The organism is Streptomyces yunnanensis (assembly GCF_029011865.1).
GTDB lineage: Bacteria > Actinomycetota > Actinomycetes > Streptomycetales > Streptomycetaceae > Streptomyces > Streptomyces yunnanensis.
The window spans coordinates 9,724,682-9,742,638 of sequence record NZ_CP095749.1 but is presented as its reverse complement, the minus strand read 5'-3'; the positions used below and the strand labels follow the sequence as shown (position 1 = coordinate 9,742,638).

General features: G+C 75.0%; 2 protein-coding genes (1 of these 2 cut by a window edge). Both read right to left on the bottom strand.

The features are described 5' to 3' along the window. Positions 1-12: 12 nt before the first annotated feature. Positions 13-5,415, bottom strand: a complete 5,403-nt coding sequence (locus MOV08_RS42725; RefSeq protein WP_275311541.1) for a type I polyketide synthase — start codon at positions 5,413-5,415, stop codon at positions 13-15. 20 nt (positions 5,416-5,435) lie between these two features. Further along, positions 5,436-17,957: the 3' portion of a type I polyketide synthase gene (locus MOV08_RS42720; RefSeq protein WP_275311540.1), read on the bottom strand. 15,957 nt of this gene lie beyond the right edge of the window; only the last 12,522 of its 28,479 coding nucleotides appear in the window; its start codon lies beyond the right edge, outside the window; the stop codon is at positions 5,436-5,438.

The following is a 17,957-nucleotide window of genomic DNA, read 5'->3' as shown; positions in this document are numbered from 1 at the left end:
GAGGGGCCGGGTTCAGCGGTCGCTGTGACGCCCGAGTTCGTTGTCGATGAAGGCGAGGACTTCCACCGCGCTGGCGGATTCGAGCCGGTCGGCGACCCCCGATCCGTGCTGCTCGGCGGCGTCGCCCCGCCACTTGTCCAGGATCTGTGACAGGCGGTTGGACACGGCGGTCCGTGTGCGGGCGTCGGGCGCGCCGGCGGCGAGTGCGGAGTCGAGTCGTTCGAGCTCGGCGAGCAGGGCCGGGCCCGTGACGGCCGGGGCCTCGTCCACGAGCTGCGGGACGAGGTGCTCGGCCAGGGCGAGGGGGGTGGGGTAGTCGAAGACGAGGGTGGCGGTCAGCCGCAGTCCCGTCGCGGCGGCCAGGCGGTTGCGCAGTTCGACAGCGGTCAGCGAGTCGAAGCCCAGGTCGTGGAACTCACGCCGGGCCTCGACCGCCTTGGCCGAGGCGTGCCCGAGCACGGCGGCGGCCTCGGTCCGTACCAGGTCGGTCAGCAGGCGGGGCTGGTCCTCCGGCCGAGCCTCCGCCAGGCGGCGGGCGAGCGCGGCGGGGGCGTCGGCTCCGGGTGCGGAGTTGGCGGCGGTCCGCCGGGCGCCCTTGAGCAGGCCCCGAAGCACCGGGGGTACGGCACCGCGGACGCGGGTGCCGGTGGCGACCGGCCCGACGGGGACGAGGTGGGGCTCGTCCGTGGCGGTGGCGGCGTCGAACAGCGCCAGCCCCTGTGCGGCGGAGAGCGGCGGCACGCCGGTGGCCGCGATGCGCTGCAGGTCCGTGTCGGTCAGTGCCCCCGTCATGCCGCTCGCCTGTGCCCACGCGCCCCACGCGAGGGACTGGGCGGGCAGGCCCCGGGCGGCGCGGTGCCTGGCCAGGGCGTCGAGGAAGACGTTGCCCGCGGCGTAGTTGGCCTGGCCGGCGGCGCCGATGGTGCCGGAGACCGAGGAGAAGACGACGAACGCCCCGAGCTCCATCTCCCGGGTGAGGTCGTGCAGGTGCCAGGCCGCGTCCACCTTCGGGCGCAGCACGCCCGACAGCCGCTCCGCGGTCAGCGAGGTGACCACGCCGTCGTCCAGCACGCCGGCGGTGTGGACCACCGCGGTCAGCGGACGGGTGAGGGCGTCCAGCACCCGCCCGAGCGCGGTCCGGTCGGCGGTGTCGCAGGCGGTGATCGTCACGTCGGCACCGAGTGCGGTCAACTCGGTGCGCAGTGCGGTGGCCCCCGGTGCGGCCTCGCCGCTGCGACTCACCAGGAGGAGGTGCTTGGCCCCGTGCCGGGTCACGAGGTGCCGGGCCAGGAGGGCCCCCAGGCCACCCGTACCACCGGTGATCAGCGTCGTGCCGTCCGGGTCCCAGGCGGGGCGGCGGGGGGTGGCGTCGTCCGGTGTGGTGAGCCGGGCCAGCCTGGCCACGTGCAGCGCGTCGTCGCGTACGAGGAACTGGGCGTCACCGGCGGCGAGGAGGCCCGGCAGTGCGGGCGGGAGGGCCGCGTCCGGCGTGTCCACCAGGGCGAACCGGTCCGGGTGTTCCGACTGTGCCGATGCCACCAGTCCCCACACCGCCGCGGCGGCCAGGTCCTCGCCGGAGACCGCGCCGTCGGTCACGAACACCAGCCGGGCGGCGGCGAACCGCTCGCCCGCCAGCCACTCCTGCATCAACTCCAGTGCCCATGCGGTCCGTTCGTGCACCGCGGCGGGGACGTCGTCACCGCTGCCCGACACCGGAACCACGACCAGTTCGGGCACGTCCACCAGCGACGCCAGTCCCGCGGCGCCGAGCGTCACGCTCCGCGCCTGGCCGTCGCCCGGTGCCGGGGCGGCCGGCACCCAGTCCAGCCGGAGCAAGGCCCCCTCTTCCGCACCCGCGCTGCCGGCCGGCTGCCCGAGGGGCTTGGGAGCCTCCAGGACCAGTGAGTCCACCGACAGGACGGGGGCACCCATGACGTCCGCGACGGCGACGGAGTACGTGTCCCGGCCGGTCCTCGCGAGGCGGATGCGCACCGCCGAGGCCCCGCTGGCGTGCAGTTCGACCCCGTGCCAGGCGGCAGGCGCGAGGTCGTCGTCGCCTGCGGCCGCCCGCGTCACCGCTTCCAGCAGCGCCGGGTGCAGGCCGAAGTCCGCCGCGTCGTCCACCTGGTCGGGCAGCGCGGCCTCGACGAAGGTCTGGTCGCCGTGACGCCACAGCGCGCGGACGGTCCGGAACACCGGGCCGTGTGCGACGTCCTGGTCATCGTCGGCCGGGTCCGTCGCCTCGGCACCGCTCGGGGGCCACACCGAGGCGTCGAACTCCGCTGCCCCGTCGGCCATCCGCCCGGTTCCTGGTGCTCCTGTCGGCCCTGCGGGAGTCAGGCTGCCGTGGGCGTGGTCCGTCCACGGCCGGTCTGCGCAGTCCGCGGCCCGCGAGGACACGCGTACCTCGCGCAGGCCGTCCTCGTCGGGGGCGCCGAGCCACACTTGGAGGAGCACGGCGTCGTCCCCGGCCAGTACGAGCGGCTCGGTGAGTGCGAGCGTGCCGACGCGGTCGCAGCCGACCTGGTCGCCCGCGCGGACGGCGAGTTCGAGGAAGCCTGCGGCGGGGAAGACGCACGCTCCGTCCACCACGTGGTCCAGCAGCCAGGGATGGGTGCGCGTGGACAGCCTGCCGGTGAGCAGCAGCCCGCCCGAGCCCCCCAGTGGCACCGTCGCGCCCAGCAGGGGGTGCCCTGCCGGGAGGAGCCCCGCGCCGGTGACGTCGTCCCCGGAGAACGCGGCGGGCCGGGGCCAGTACCGCTCGTGCTGGAAGGGATAGGTCGGCAGGTCCACACGGCGGGCACCCGTGCCCGCGAACCATGCCGCCCAGTCCACCCCCACACCCACGACATGCAGCCGCGCCAACGCCGTCACCAGCGCCGACTCCTCGGCACGGTCCTTGCGCAGCGCACTGACGAACACCGCGGCGTCGTCCGCACCATCCTGCGCCATGGCCGTCAACACACCGTCCGGACCCAACTCCAGGAAGACCGAGGCACCTTCGGCCTCAAGGGCACGGACACCGTCCGCGAAACGCACCGTCTCCCGCACATGCCGCACCCAATAGCCGGGCGAACGCACCGACTCCGCGGAGGCGAGCTCCCCGGTCACGTTCGAGACGATCGGGATCTGCGGCGCCGCGTACGACAGGCCCTCGGCCACCCGCCGGAACTCCTCCACCATCGGCTCCATCAACGCCGAGTGGAAGGCATGGCTCACCGACAGCCGCCGTGTCTTGCGCCCCTCGCCCGCCAGTTCCTCGGAGATCCGCAGAACCTGGGACTCCTCCCCGGCCAGCACCACCGCCTCGGGGCCGTTGACCGCCGCGATCGACACCCCGTCGACCAGCCGCGGACGCACCTCGTCCTCGGTGGCCCGGACCGCAACCATCGCCCCGCCCCCAGGCAGCGCCTGCATCAGCCGGGCCCGCGCCGCCACCAGCACACACGCATCCTCCAGCGACAACACCCCCGCCACATGCGCCGCGGAGATCTCACCGATCGAGTGCCCCGCCACGAAGTCCGGCTGCACTCCCCAGGACTCCACCAACCGGAACAACGCCACCTCGACCGCGAACAACGCCGGCTGGGTGAACCCCGTCTCGTCCAGACCCTCCGCGTCACCGAACATCACCGCACGCAGATCGCGCAGCTCCCCGTCGAACCGCTCCAGGACCGCGTCCAGCGCCTCGGCGAAGACCGGGTACCGGGCGTACAGCTCCCGGCCCATCCCGACCCGCTGCGCGCCCTGTCCCGAGAACAGCACCGCGAGCGAGCGGTCCTGCTCCGCACGGCCGCGGGCCGCCTCGGACAGCTCGCCGTCAAGGCCCTGCGCCAGGAGCACCGCGCGGTGCTCGAAGACCGAACGGCCCGCGGCGAGCGAGCAGCCGACGTCCACCGGTGACAGCGCGCCGCTGTGCGTGGAGATCCGCTCGATCTGGGCCGCCAGTGCCTCTTCGGACTTGGCGGACACCAGCCACGGCACGACGTCGGGCGCCCATGCCGGATCCGTTGCCGGCTCCTCGGCCTGCTCCGCCTGTTCGATGATGACGTGGGCGTTGGTGCCGCTGATGCCGAACGACGACACCCCCGCCCGCCACGGCCGGTCGGCCCCGGGCCACTCCCGGGACTCCGTCAGCAGCTCCACCGCACCGGACGACCAGTCCACGTGCGAGGACGGCTCGTCCACGTGGAGCGTCTGGGGCAGCACACCGTTGCGCAGCGCCAGGATCACCTTGATGATCCCCGCCACTCCCGCCGCGGCCTGTGTGTGGCCGAGGTTGGACTTCACCGAGCCGAGGAACAGCGGGCGTTCGGGGTCGCGGTCCTGGCCGTAGGTGGCCAGCAGCGCCCGGGCCTCGATCGGGTCGCCCAGCGGCGTGCCCGTGCCGTGCGCCTCGACCAGGTCCACGTCCGAGGGCGAGAGACCGGCGCCGGCCAGCGCCTGCCGGATCACCCGCTGCTGCGCCGGGCCGCTGGGGGCGGTGAAGCCGTTGGAGGCGCCGTCCTGGTTGACGGCCGAGCCCCGCACGACGGCGAGCACCGGGTGCCCGTTGCGGCGGGCGTCGGACAGCCGCTCCATGACGAGGACGCCGACGCCTTCGGACCAGCCGGTGCCGTCGGCGTCGTCGGAGAACGCCTTGCACCGGCCGATGGCCGCCAGCCCGCCCTGCCGGCTGAACTCCATCAGGGAGCCGGGGGACGACATCACGTTCACTCCGCCGACCAGGGCCAGCGAGCACTCCTCGGCCCGCAGGGCGTGGGTCGCCGTGTGCAGGGCGACGAGCGAGGAGGAGCACGCCGTGTCGACGGTCACCGCCGGGCCTTCCAGGCCCAGCGTGTAGGAGAGCCGGCCGGACGTGGCGCTGGCGGCGATTCCGGTGCCGATGTCGCCGGTGGCGTCGGCCAGCGAGCGCACCAGCAGGTAGGCGTAGTCCTGGCCGTTGGTGCCGACGAAGACGCCGGTGCGGCTGCCGCGCAGGGTGGTCGGGTCGATGCCGGCGCGCTCGACGGCCTCCCAGGAGGTCTCCAGCAGCAGCCGCTGCTGCGGGTCCATGGTGACGGCCTCGCGCGGGGAGATGCCGAAGAACCCGGCGTCGAAGTCCCCCACGCCGTCGAGGAAGCCCCCTTCCTGGCTGACGGCGTTGCCGCGCGCGTCGACCCCGGCGTCCCGCAGGGCGTCCAGGTCCCAGCCGCGGTCCGTGGGGAACGCGCCGATCGCGTCCTTGCCCGCGGCCAGGAGCTCCCACAGGTCCTCGGGCGACTGCACGCCGCCCGGGTACCGGCAGGCCATCGCCACGATCGCGATCGGTTCCGTGGCCGCGGCGACGAGCTTGTGGTTCTGTCGGCGCAGGTGCTCGGCTTCCTTCAGCGAGGCGCGGAGGGCTGCGACGACACTTTCACTGGATGTGGTCATGATCCGCTCTTTCCGCTCTGTCAACGCTCTTGGGAGGAGTTGCGCTCTAGTGCCGCCTGCACCAGGTCGGCGACGTCCATCGCGTCGATCGACTCGTCGTAGGCGTCCGCTGCCGTCTCGGGAGCGGCCTCGCCGCCCGCCGCCGCGGACTGCTCCGCGGCCAGCTTCATCAGGGGTTCGAGTACGCCGATCTCCCGCAGCTGGTTCAGGGAGACGGAGGCGAGCAGCGCGCGGATGCCGGCGGAGTCCGGGGCGTTGTCGCCGGTGTCCTGCCCTGGCTTCTGGTCGGGGAGGAGCTGGTCGAGGAGGTGGTCCGCCAGTTCGGCGGGGTTGGGGTGGTCGAAGACGAGCGTGGCGGTCAGGGGCAGTCCGGTCGCGGCGCCGAGTTGGTTGCGCAGTTCGACGGCGCTGAGGGAGTCGAATCCGAGGTCGCGGAAGGCCCGGTCGGCGCCCACCGCGTCGGTGGTGGGGTGCCCGAGCACGGCCGCGGCCCGGCGGCGGACCAGGTCCAGTACGGCCCGGGTGCGCTTGGCGGGCGACAGGCCGGCGAGCTCTTCGCGCAGTGCGTCGCCGGTGGTGCCCTCGCCGGTGTCCCCTGCCGTCCGGTGCTCGGTGACGGCCGGCTCGCCGAGCAGCGGGCTGGGCCGGACGGCGGTGAAGGAGCGGACGAACCGGTCGCGTTCGATGTCGGCGACGACCTCGGTGGGCCGCCCGTCCATGACGGCCCGGCGCAGCGCCACGACGGCGAGGTCCGGGTCCAGCGGACGGATGCCGGTGCGCCGGGCCGCCTCCGCCGCCCGGTGGTCGGCGGCCATTCCGTCGCCGCCCCACACGCCCCAGGCGAGCGAGGTCGCGGCCAGGCCCTGGGCGCGGCGCCGTTCGGCGAGCGCGTCGAGGTAGGCGTTGGCGGCGGCGTAGTTGGCCTGGCCGGCGTTGCCGACCGCTCCGGAGGACGAGGAGAACAGCGCGAACACGGCCAGGTCCAGGTCCCGGGTGAGGTCGTGCAGGGCCAGGGCCGAGGCGGCCTTGGCGCGGAAGACGGCCTCGTAGCGGTCCGGGGTGAGGCTGTCGAGGATCCCGTCGTCCAGGACGCCCGCGGTGTGGATCACACCGGTCAGCGGGGCCTCGTCGGGGATCGCGGCGAGCACCTCGGCGAGCGCGTCGCGGTCCGCGGCGTCGCAGGCGGTGAGGGTGACCTCGGCGCCCAGGGCGGTGAGTTCGGCCCGCAGTCCGTCCGCGCCGGGGGCGTCGGCGCCCCGGCGGCTGACGAGCAGCAGGTGCCGGGCGCCGGCCTCGGCGAGCCGGCGTGCCACGTGGGCGCCCAGGGCTCCGGTGCCGCCGGTGATCAGGACGGTGCCGGTGGGGTTCCACTCCTGCGTGCCGGCTGCGGCCGGTACGGGGACCAGCCGGCGGCCGAGGACGGCGGAGGGCCGGATCGCGATCTGGTCCTCGTCGCCGGGCGCCGCGAGGGTTTCGGCGAAGCGGGCCGCGGACCGCTCGTCGAGCGCGTCGGGCAGGTCGATCAGACCGCCCCAGCGCTGCGGGTGCTCCAGGGCGGCGACCCGGCCCAGACCCCAGAGGGCTGACTGGGCGAGCCCGGGTACCGGCTCGGCGGGCGTGGTGGCGACCGCGCCGCGGGTGACGCACCACAGGGGTGCGGCGAGGTCCGCGTCGCCGAGTGCCTGGAACAGGGCGGTGGTCAGGGCCAGCGCCTCGGGGGCTTCCGCACCGTGTGCGGGTGCGGAGGCGAGGGCGAGCAGGGACACCACTCCGGTGAACTCGTGTCCGTCGTCGGCCAGTTGGCGCAGCTGTGCGGCCAGCGCCGCGCGGTCGGGCCCGGGTGCTGCCAGGCGTACGGTGTCCGGGCCCAGGGCGGCGACGGCGTCGGCGGCCCAGGGGTCGTCGGGGTGACCGGCCGGCAGCACGGCGAGCCAGGTGCCGGCCGGGGTGCGGCCGGGTCGCCGGGTCAGCGGCTGCCAGGTGATCTGCTGCCGCCAGCCGTCGACGAGGTGTTCCTCGTCCCGACGGCGGCGCCAGTCCGCGAGCGCGGGCAGCACCTTGGCCAGGGCGTCGCCGTCGACGTTCAGGGTCGTCTCCAGCGCGGTGAAGTCGGCCTCGCGCACCGCCGACCAGAAGCCGTCGTCCGCAGCGCCCGGCGCGACCGGGTCGGCGGCCGGCTGGGTGGCCGGCCAGTACCGCTGGTGCTGGAAGGGGTAGGTGGGCAGGTCGGTGCGGCGGGGCGCGGTCGCGGTCCCGTCGAACACAGCGTCCCAGTCGGGGGCGGCTCCGTCGACGTACAGCCGGGCGAGGGCGCCGACCACGGACTCCTGCTCGCCGCGGTCCCGGCGCAGCGCCGGTACGGTGACCGGCTGCGCGGGCAGGGTGTCCAGGGTGTCCTGGGCCATGGCGCAGAGCGTGCCGTCGGGGCCGAGCTCCAGGAAGGTGGTCACGCCGCGGTCGGCCAGGGTGCGCACCCCGTCGCCGAAGCGGACCGCCTCGCGGACGTGGCGCACCCAGTAGTCCGGGTCGCACACCTGCTGTTCGGTGGCCACCTCGCCGGTCACGTTGGACACGATCGGGATCGCCGGGGCGTGGTAGTCGACGCTGCGGGCGACGCGTCGGAAGTCCTGGAGCATGGCATCCATGTGCACGGAGTGAAACGCATGGCTCACCCGCAAACGCGTAGTCTTTCGCCCGTCCGCGGTGAGCTTCTCCGCGATGCCGACCACGACGTCCTCGTCGCCGGAGAGGACCACCGACCGCGGTCCGTTGACCGCCGCGAGGGAGGCGCCGTCGGTCAGGTGCGGCCGGATCTCCTCCTCGGTTGCCTGTACGGCGACCATGGCGCCGCCCGTGGGCAGGGCGTTCATCAGCCGGGCCCGAGCGGCCACCAGACGGCAGGCGTCGTCCAGGGAGAGGACGCCGGCCACGTGCGCGGCGGCGATCTCACCGACGGAGTGCCCGGCGGTGAAGTCCGGGCGGATGCCCCAGGATTCGACCAGGCGGAACAGCGCCACCTCGATGGCGAACAGCGCGGGCTGGGTGAAGCGCGTCTCGTCCAGCCGCTCCGCGTCCTCGAACATGACGTCTCGCAGCGGGAGTTCCAGTTCCGTGTCCAGGCGTGCGGTGACCGCGTCGAGGGCCTCGGCGAACACCGGGTAGCGGGCGTGGAGTTCCCGGCCCATGCCCACGCGCTGCGAGCCCTGGCCGGAGAACAGCACCGCGAGCTTGCCCCGGCGCTCCGCCGCCCGGCCGTGCAGGACCTGGGGGGTGTCGAGTCCGTCGGCGAGCGCGGCCAGGCCGGTGAGCAGTGCCGCGCGGTCGTCGGCGAGGACCGCGGCCCGGTGGGTGAAGGCCGACCGGGTGGTGGCCGTGGACAGCGCGAACTCGGCGACGGTGAGGTCGGGTCGGGCGGCCACGTAGGCGTGCAGCTGTCGGGCCTGGGCCCGCAGCGCTTCCGGTACGGTGCCCGTCACGGGGACCGGCAGCGGGCCGCCCGCCCCGTGGGGGCGCGTGGGCTCGTCGGCCGGGATCTCCGCGGGCTGCTCGATGATCACGTGGGAGTTGGTGCCGCTGGCGCCGAACGCCGAGATTCCGGCCCGGCGCGGGCGTCCGGTACGCGGCCAGTCGGCCGCCTCCGCCAACAGTTCGACGGCTCCGGCTGTCCAGTCGACGTGCGCCGAGGGCTCGTCGATGTGCAGGGACCTGGGCAGCACGCCGTGGCGCATCGCCAGCACCATCTTGATCACACCGGCGACGCCGGCGGCTGCCTGGGTGTGGCCGATGTTGGACTTCACCGACCCGAGCAGCAGCGGCAGTTGCTGGTCGCGGCCCTGTCCGTACGTGGCCAGCAGCGCCTGCGCCTCGATGGGGTCGCCCAGGGTGGTTCCGGTGCCGTGCGCCTCCACGGCGTCCACGTCGGCCGGGGCCAGCCCCGCGTTGGCCAGCGCCCGCTGGATGACCCGGCGCTGCGAGGGGCCGTTGGGCGCGGTGAGGCCGTTGCTGGCGCCGTCCTGGTTGACGGCCGAGCCGCGCAGCACCGCGAGGATCTGGTGCCCGTTGCGGCGGGCGTCCGAGAGCCGTTCCAGGACGAGGACGCCCACGCCCTCGGACCAGCCGGTGCCGCCCGCTGCGGATGCGAAGGGCCGGCAGCGGCCGTCCGTCGCGAGGGCTCCCATCTCGCCGAACTCGACGAAGTTCACCGGGCTGGACATCACCGTCACACCGCCGGTGAGCGCGAGCGAGCACTCGCCCGCCCGCAGGGCCTGGGCGGCCAGGTGGAGCGCCACCAGGGACGACGAGCAGGCCGTGTCGACGCTGACGGAGGGGCCTTCGAGGCCGAAGTGGTAGGCCACCCGGCCGGAGAGCAGGCTCGCCGACTGCGCGGTCTGCGCGTGGCCGAGTTGGCCGGCCTCGGGCCGGTAGTCGCCCGATCCGCCGCCGATGAACACGCCGGTGTCGCCGCCCCGCAGCTGGGCGGGGTCGATGCCGGTGCGCTCCAGGGCCTCCCAGGTGGCTTCCAGGAGGATGCGCTGCTGCGGGTCCATCACCATCGCCTCGCGCGGTGAGATCCCGAAGAATCCGGGGTCGAAGTCCGCGACGTCGTAGAGGAATCCGCCTTCGCCGGTGACGGTCCGGCCGCGGCCGTCCCGGTCGCCGTGCAGCAGCCGGTCCAGATCCCAGCCGCGGTCCGTGGGGAAGCCTCCGATGGCGTCGGCCTCGCCCATGACCAGCTGCCACAGGTCCTCGGGCGAGCGGACCCCGCCCGGGTAGCGGCAGCTCATGCCGACGATGACGACCGGGTCCTCGGCGGTGTCGAAGTCCCTCGCCCGCGTCGCCACGCGGAGTTCCTGCGTCTCCTCGCCGAGGAGCTCGGCCCGCAGGTGGCCGGCGAGCGCCTCGGCGGTGGGGTAGTCGAAGACGAGGGTCGCGGGCAGCGCCAGGCCGGTCGCGGTGGTGAGCTGGTTGCGCAGGTCGACGCCGGTCAGCGAGTCGAAGCCGAGGTCCCGGAACGGCTGGCCGGAGGGTACCGCGTCGGCGTCGGCGAACCCGAGCACCGCGGCGACCTGGGTACGGACGAGGGCCGACAGGACCTCGGTGCGTTCCGCGTCCGGGCGGGCGGCGAGTTCGGCCCGCAGGCCGGTCGCGGTGTCCGCGGTGCCCGGCTCGGTGGTGTCCGGCCGGGCCAGCGCCTCGCGGGCCTCGGGCAGCTCGGTGAACAGGGCGCTGCGCCGGTTGCGGGTGAAGGCGGGCGCGAACCGGTCCCACCGGACGTCGGCGACCGTCACCGAGGAGGTGTCGGTGCCGAGCGAGCCGGCGAGCGCGGTCAGGGCCCGTGCGGGGTCGATCGGCGGCAGCCCGTTGGCCCTGAGGTGAGCGGCCAGGCCGTCGGACGCGGTGCCGGCCCAGCCGCCCCAGGCGACCGTCACGGCAGGCAGCCCGCGGGTGCGCAACGTGCCGGCCAGGGCGTCGAGTTGGGCTCCGGCCGCGGCCTCGACGGCCCGGCCACCGGCACCCCAGGTCCCGGCGATCGAGGAGAAGAGGACGAACGCGTCCAGGGGACGGTCGCCGGCGGCCACCTCGGCCACCTCGGCCAGGTTCGTCACGTCGGCGCGCAGCGCGGCCGGTGCGGCGTCGGGCTCCTCGGCGTCGGACGGCTCCTCGGCGTACACGACGGCGGTCAGGGGCGCCCCTGCCGGCAGCGCGGCGAGCGCGGTCAGCAGCGCCTCGCCGTCGGACGGGGCGCAGTCGAGCACCGTCACGGGTACGGCCAGGTCGTCGAGTTCGGCGCGCGCCGGTGCCGTGTCGGGTGCGGTGGGGTCGGCCAGCAGCAGGTGCTGGGCGCCCTGCTCGGCGAGCCAGCGGGCGCAGTGTCCGCCGGCGCCGGCCGTCGGGCCGACGATCAGGACCGTGCCGGTCGGGCGCCACGGGGTCGCGGTGCCGTCGTGCGCGGCGCGCACCAGCCGTCGTCCGAAGAGACCGGAGGACCGCAGCGCCACCTGGTCCTCGTCGCCGATGCCCGTGAGGACGGCGCGGAGCCTTTCGGCCGCGCGCCGGTCGAGCACCTGCGGCACGTCGACCAGGCCGCCCCAGCGGTCCGGGTGGTCCAGCGCGGCGACCCGGCCGATTCCCCAGACCGTCGCCTGGGCGGGGCTGACCTCGGTCTCCGCGCGGCCCACCGTCACCGCGTCGCGGGTGACGCACCACAGCGGGGCGTCGATTCCGGCGTCCGCCAGTGCCGCCACCGCCTCGTTCGGCCAGGCCGGTCCGGCGGGGATGGCGTCGCTGAACGGGGCCGCGAGAAGCGAGACCACACCCGTGAACTCGGTGTCGTCTGCGGCGAGTTGGGCGAGCGTCCCGCCCAGTGCGGCACGGTCGGTCGGGTCGGTCTCGACGATGACGGCGGACTCGCCGAGGGCCGCGAGGACGGTGGCGGTCCACACGTCGGCGGTGCCGCCCGTCGGGACGAGCGCCAGCCACCGTCCGGTGAGGGTGCCCGGTGCGGTGCCGGCCAACGGGGTGAAGGTCACCCGGTAGCGCCAGCCGTCGACGGTCGAACGTTCGACGCGCTTGCGGCGCCAGGCGGACAGGGCGGGCACGAGGGCCGACAGTGCGGCGTCGTCCAGTTCGAGGCCGGCCGAGAGCGACGGGAGGTCCGCGCGTTCCACGGCGTCCCAGAACTCGGCGTCCACGGAGTCCTGCGGGCCGTCCTGACGGGGCTGGGTCGCCCCGGCCTCCGGCCAGAACCACTGCTGCTGGAAGGGGTAGGTGGGCAGGTCCGTGCGGCGGGCGCCGGTGCCGGCGAAGATTCCCGACCAGTCCACCCCGACGCCCACGACGTACAGGTGGGCGAGCGCGGTGACCAGCGCGGTCTCCTCGGGCCGGTCCTTGCACAGCATCGGCACGACGGTCGCGGTCGCGTCGAGGGTGTGCTGGGCCATCGCCGTCAGCACCCCGTCCGGGCCCAGCTCCAGGAAGACGGCGGCGCCTTCGGCGGCCAGCGTTCGCACGCCGTCCGCGAACCGCACGGTCTCCCGTACGTGCCGCACCCAGTACCCGGGCGAGCACAGCAGTTCCTCGGCGGCGAGCTGCCCGGTCACGTTGGACACGAGCGGGATCCGCGGAGCCTCGTACGACAGGCCCTCGGCCACCCGCCGGAACTCCTCCAGCATCGGCTCCATCAACGGCGAATGGAAGGCGTGGCTCACCGCGAGGCGCTGTGTCTTGCGTCCTTCGTCCGCCAACCCCCCGGCGATCCGCAGCACTTCGGCCTCGGCTCCGGCGAGGACGACCGCCTCGGGGCCGTTGACCGCCGCGATCGACACCCCGTCGACCAGCCGCGGCCCGACCTCGTTCTCGGCGGCCTGGACGGCCACCATCGCCCCGCCCGGCGGCAGCGCCTGCATCAGGCGCGCCCGGGCCGCCACCAGCGCACAGGCGTCCGCGAGTGAGAACACCCCCGCGACGTGCGCGGCCGCGATCTCGCCGATCGAGTGCCCGGCCACGAAGTCCGGCCGGACGCCGAGGGACTCGGCGAGCCGGAACAGCGCCACTTCGATGACGAACAACGCCGGCTGGGTGAACCCGGTCTCGTCCAGGCCCTCCGCCCCGCCGAACATCACCTCCCGCAACGGGGTCTCCGCCACGGTCCCGGTCTCGAAGTGCGCCAGCACCTCGTCCAGCGCCGCCGCGAACACCGGGAACCTGCCGTACAGCTCCCGGCCCATGCCGACCCGCTGGGCGCCCTGGCCGGAGAACAGCACGGCCAGCTTCCCGTCGGTCTCCTGGGCGACACCGCGGGCGAGTTCCCGTACGCCCGCCGCGTCGGCGGTGAGGACCGCGCGGTGGGCGAACGCGGAACGGCCGGTGGCGAGGGAGTGGCCCACGTCGAGCGGTGACGCGTCGGTCAGGGCCGAGACCCGCTCGATCTGTGCCGTCAGTGCGGCCGCGGTCTTGCCCGACACCGGCCAGGGCACGAGGCCCGGCGCCACCGTGGTGGGTTCCGGTGCCACCGGTTCCTCGGTGTCCGGTGCCTGTTCGAGGATGACGTGCGCGTTGGTGCCGCTGACGCCGAAGGCGGAGACACCGGCCCGTCGGGCGTGCCCGGTCTCGGGCCATTCCTGCTGCTCGGTGACGAGCGCGACCGTGCCGTCGCTCCAGTCGACGTGCGAGGACGGGGCGTCGATGTGCAGGGTCTTGGGCAGCACGCCGTGGCGCATCGCCACGAGCACCTTGATGGTGCCGGCGACGCCGGCGGCGGCCTGGGTGTGGCCCAGGTTGGACTTGACTGCGCCGAGCAGCAGCGGGTGTTGCCTGTCCTGCCCGTAGGCGGCCATGAGGGCGCCTGCCTCGATGGGGTCGCCGAGGGTGGTGCCGGTGCCGTGGGCCTCGACGACGTCGACGTCGGCGGGGGTGAGGCGGGCGTCGGCGAGGGCCTGGCGGATGGCGCGCTGCTGGGCCCGTCCGCTGGGCGCGGTCAGCCCGTTGGAGGCGCCGTCCTGGTTGACGGCGGTGCCGCGCACGATGCCCCAAATGTCATGGCCGTTGCGGCGGGCGTCGGACAGCCGTTCCAGGACGAGGACGCCCACGCCCTCGGACCAGCTGGTGCCGTCGGCCGCGTCGGCGAAGGGCTTGCAGCGTCCGTCGGGGGCCAGTCCGCCCTGGACGGTGAACTCGGTGAAGGAGCCGGGGCTGGACATCACCGAGACACCGCCGGCCAGGGCGAGGGTGCACTCGCCGTTGCGCAGCGCGCCTGCGGCCATGTGCAGGGCGACCAGCGCGGAGGAGCAGGCGGTGTCGACGGTGACGGCCGGGCCCTCCAGGCCGAAGGCGTAGGACAGACGGCCGGACATGACACTGGCGGTGTTGCCGGTGGCGACGTGGCCACGGAGGTCGGCGGTGCCGGTGCCCTGGCGCAGGAGCGTGGCGTAGTCCTGGCCGTTGGTGCCGACGAACACGCCGGTGCGGCTGCCGCGCAGGGTGGTGGCGTCGATGCCGGCGCGCTCGAACGCCTCCCACGAGGTCTCCAGCAGCAGTCGCTGCTGGGGGTCCATGGCCAGCGCCTCGCGGGGCGAGATGCCGAAGAAGCCGGCGTCGAAGAGGCCGACGCCGTCCAGGAAGCCGCCTTCGAGGGTGGCGGAGGCGCCCTGGGCGAGCGCGTCGAGGTCCCAGCCGCGGTCCGCGGGGAAGCCGCTGATCGCGTCCTCGCCGCGGCTCAGCAGTCGCCAGAGGTCCTCGGGGGACCGGACGCCGCCGGGGAAGCGGCAGTTCATGCCGACGACGACGATGGGGTCGTCGTCCGCCGCGCGGCCGGCCGGAGCCGGGGTGTCGGTGTCCGACGCGGGCAGCGTGCCGAGGAGTTCGGCGAGCAGGAAGTCGGCGAGTGCGGTCGGGGTCGGGTAGTCGTAGACGAGGGTCGCGGGCAGTTTCAGACCGGTGGTGGCGGTGAGGGTGTTGCGCAGCTCCACGGTGGTCAGCGAGTCGAAGCCGAGGTCGCTGAAGGCGCGGTCGGCGCCGATGTCCGAGGTGCCGGAGTGTCCGAGGACCGCCGCCACCCGGGTGCGCACCAGGTCCAGGACGAAGCTCGGGCGCGCGGCCGGGGAGAGTCCGGCGAGCCGCTGGCGCAGGGCCGGTTCCTGGAGGGTGGCCTGCGGTGTCCCGGCGGTCGGGGTGGCCCGCTGCAGTGCGGGCAGGTCGCCGACGAGGGGGCTGGGGCGCAGTGCGGTGAACACCTCCGCGTAGCGCGACCAGTCGATGTCCGCGACGGTCAGCGTGGGGGTGCCGTGCTCGATCGCCCGCCGCAGGGCGGTGAGGGCGAGGCGGGGTGGCAGGGGGGCGAAGCCGCCGCGGCGGATCCGTTCCTGGACGCCGGTGCCGTCGGCCGCCATGCCGGTCTCGGCCCAGGGGCCCCAGGCCACCGAGGTGGCGGGCAGGCCGTGGGCGCGGCGCTGTTCGGCGAAGGCGTCGAGGAAGGCGTTGGCGGCCGCGTAGTTGCCCTGGCCGGGTGCGCCGAGGGTGCCGGCGATGGAGGAGAAGAGCACGAACGCGCTCAGTTCCTGGTCGCGGGTCGCCTCGTGCAGGTTGAGCGTGGCGGTGACCTTGGCGCGCAGGACGGTGGCGAACTGCTCGGGGGTGAGCGTGTCCAGAGTGCCGTCGTCGACGGTGCCGGCGGTGTGGAACACCGCGGTGAGCGGGTGCGCGTCGGGGATCGCGGCCAGTACGGCGGTGAGCGCGTCGCGGTCCGCGGTGTCGCAGGCCGCGAGGGTGACCTCGGCTCCCGCGCTTTCGAGGTCCGCGACGAGTTCGGCGGCACCGGGGGCGTCGGCGCCGCGGCGGCTGACCAGCAGCAGGCGCGGGGCGCCGGCCTCGGCCAGCCATCGGGCGACGTGGCCGCCGAGGGCGCCGGTGCCACCGGTGACGAGCACGGTGCCGGTGGGGCTGAACGTGCCCGCCTCGGGGGCCGGTGCGGCCCGGTGGTGGACCAGCCGGCGGGCGAACGCCGCGGTGCTGCGCACGGCGATCTGGTCCTCGCCGGCGCTGTCGGTGAGGACGGCGGCCAGGCGGCGCAGGGTGCCGTCGTCGAGCGCGTCGGGCAGGTCGATCAGGCCGCCCCAGCGTTGCGGGTGCTCCAGTGCGGCCACTCTGCCCAGGCCCCAGACGGCGGACTGGGCGGGGCGGGCCGGGTGTTCGGTGCGGTCCACGGCCACGGCGGTGCGGGTCGCGCACCACAGGGGTGCCTCGATGCCCGCGTCGCCCAGGGCCTGGAAGGCGGTTGCCGTCAGCAGCAGGCCCGCGGTGGCGGCGTCGGCGGTGCTCTCGGCGCCGTCGCCGGCCGTGGCCAGCAGGGACAGCACGCCCGCGAACTCGCCGTGCTCGTCGACCAGTTGGGCCAGGCGTTCGGTCAGGTCCTGGCGCTGTGGGGCGGTGACGAGAAGCCGTACGGCGTCGGCGCCCAGGACGTCGGCGACCGGGTCGAGCCACGCCGACTCGCCGTCGGCCGGTGCGAGCACCAGCCAGGTCCCGGCGGGCCGTGCGGCGGCCGGGCCGGTGAGGCGCTTCCAGGTGGTCCGGTAGCGCCAGCCGTCGACGGTGGAGCGCTCCCGGCTGCGGCGCCGCCAGGAGGAGAGGGCGGGCACGACGGCGGTGAGGGTGTCGTCGTCCAGGTCCAGCGACGATCCCAGGGACGCCAGGTCCGCCCGCTCGACGGCCGACCAGAAGTCCGCGTCCGCCGCGTCGGCGGGGTGGCCGGGTGCGGCGCTCCCGGTGGTCGCCTCGGGCCAGTAGCGCTCGCGCTGGAAGGGGTAGGTGGGCAGGTCGATCGGGCGGGCTCCGCTGCCCGCGAACACGGCGTTCCAGTCGACCTGCGCTCCGTGCAGGTGGAGTTGGGCCAGTGCCGTGGTCAGTGCGGGGGCCTCGGGCCGGTCCCGGCGCAGTGCCGGGACGGCGGTGGCACGGGTCTGTTCGTCGGTGCCCTCGCGGACCGCGCCGCTGAGCACCGCGTCCGGGCCGAGCTCGAAGAAGGTCCGCACGCCGTGCTCGGTGAGGTGCCGGACGGCGTCGGCGAAGCGGACGGTGCCGCGGACCTGCCCGGTCCAGTACTCCGGCGCGGCGAGTGCCTCGTGCGCCAGGAGCGTGCCGGTGACGGTGGACACCAGCGGCACGGTGGGTGCGTGGCAGGTGACGGAGCGGATGGCGCGGGCGAAGTCCGCCAGCATCGGGTCCATGTGCGGCGAGTGGAAGGCGTGGCTGACGCGCAGCCGCTTGGTGCGGCGGCCCCGCTCCGCGAAGTACCCGGCGACGGCGAGCACCGCTTCCTCGTCGCCCGAGACGACCAGGGAGGTCGGGGTGTTGACGGCGGCGACCGCGGCCCGTCCCCCGTACGGGGAGAGCACGGCCGTCACTTCGTCCTCGGTGGCTTCGACGGAGGCCATGGCACCGCCCGTGGGCAGTGCGGCCATCAGCCGGCCGCGGGCGGCGACCAGGGTGCAGGCGTCCTCCAGGGAGAGGACTCCGGCGGCGTGTGCGGCGGCGAACTCTCCGATGGAGTGGCCCGCGACGTAGTCGGGGCGCAGGCCCCAGGACTCGGCGAGGCGGAACAGGGCCACTTCGAGGGCGAAGAGGGCGGGCTGGGTGTAGCCGGTGTCGTCCAGCAGCGCGGCCTCGGGCGAGCCCGGGGTGGCGAAGAGGATCTCCCGCAGCGGACGGTCGAGTTCGAGGTCGAAGCGAGTCAGTACGGCGTCCAGTGCCTGGGCGTAGACCGGGTGGTGGTCGTAGAGCTCGCGGCCCATGCCGGGGCGCTGGCTGCCCTGGCCGGTGAAGAGGAAGGCCAGCCGGCCGTGGTCCGGGCGGCCGGTGAGCGGCCCGGCGTCGGGGGTCGCGTCGCGCAGCGCGGTCAGGGCGCGGGTGAGCGCGTCGGGGTCGTCGGTGACGACGGCCGCGCGGTGCTCCAGGGCGCCCCGGGAGGTGGCGAGGGAGAGGGCGAGGTCGGTGAGCGGCAGGTCGGGGTGGTCGGCGAGGTGGGTCAGGAGCCGCCCGGCCTGGGC

Excerpts from the sequence above, each read along its gene's own strand:
- MOV08_RS42725 (WP_275311541.1), bottom strand. The coding sequence starts at position 5,415 with ATGACCACATCCAGTGAAAGTGTCGTCGCAGCCCTCCGCGCCTCGCTG.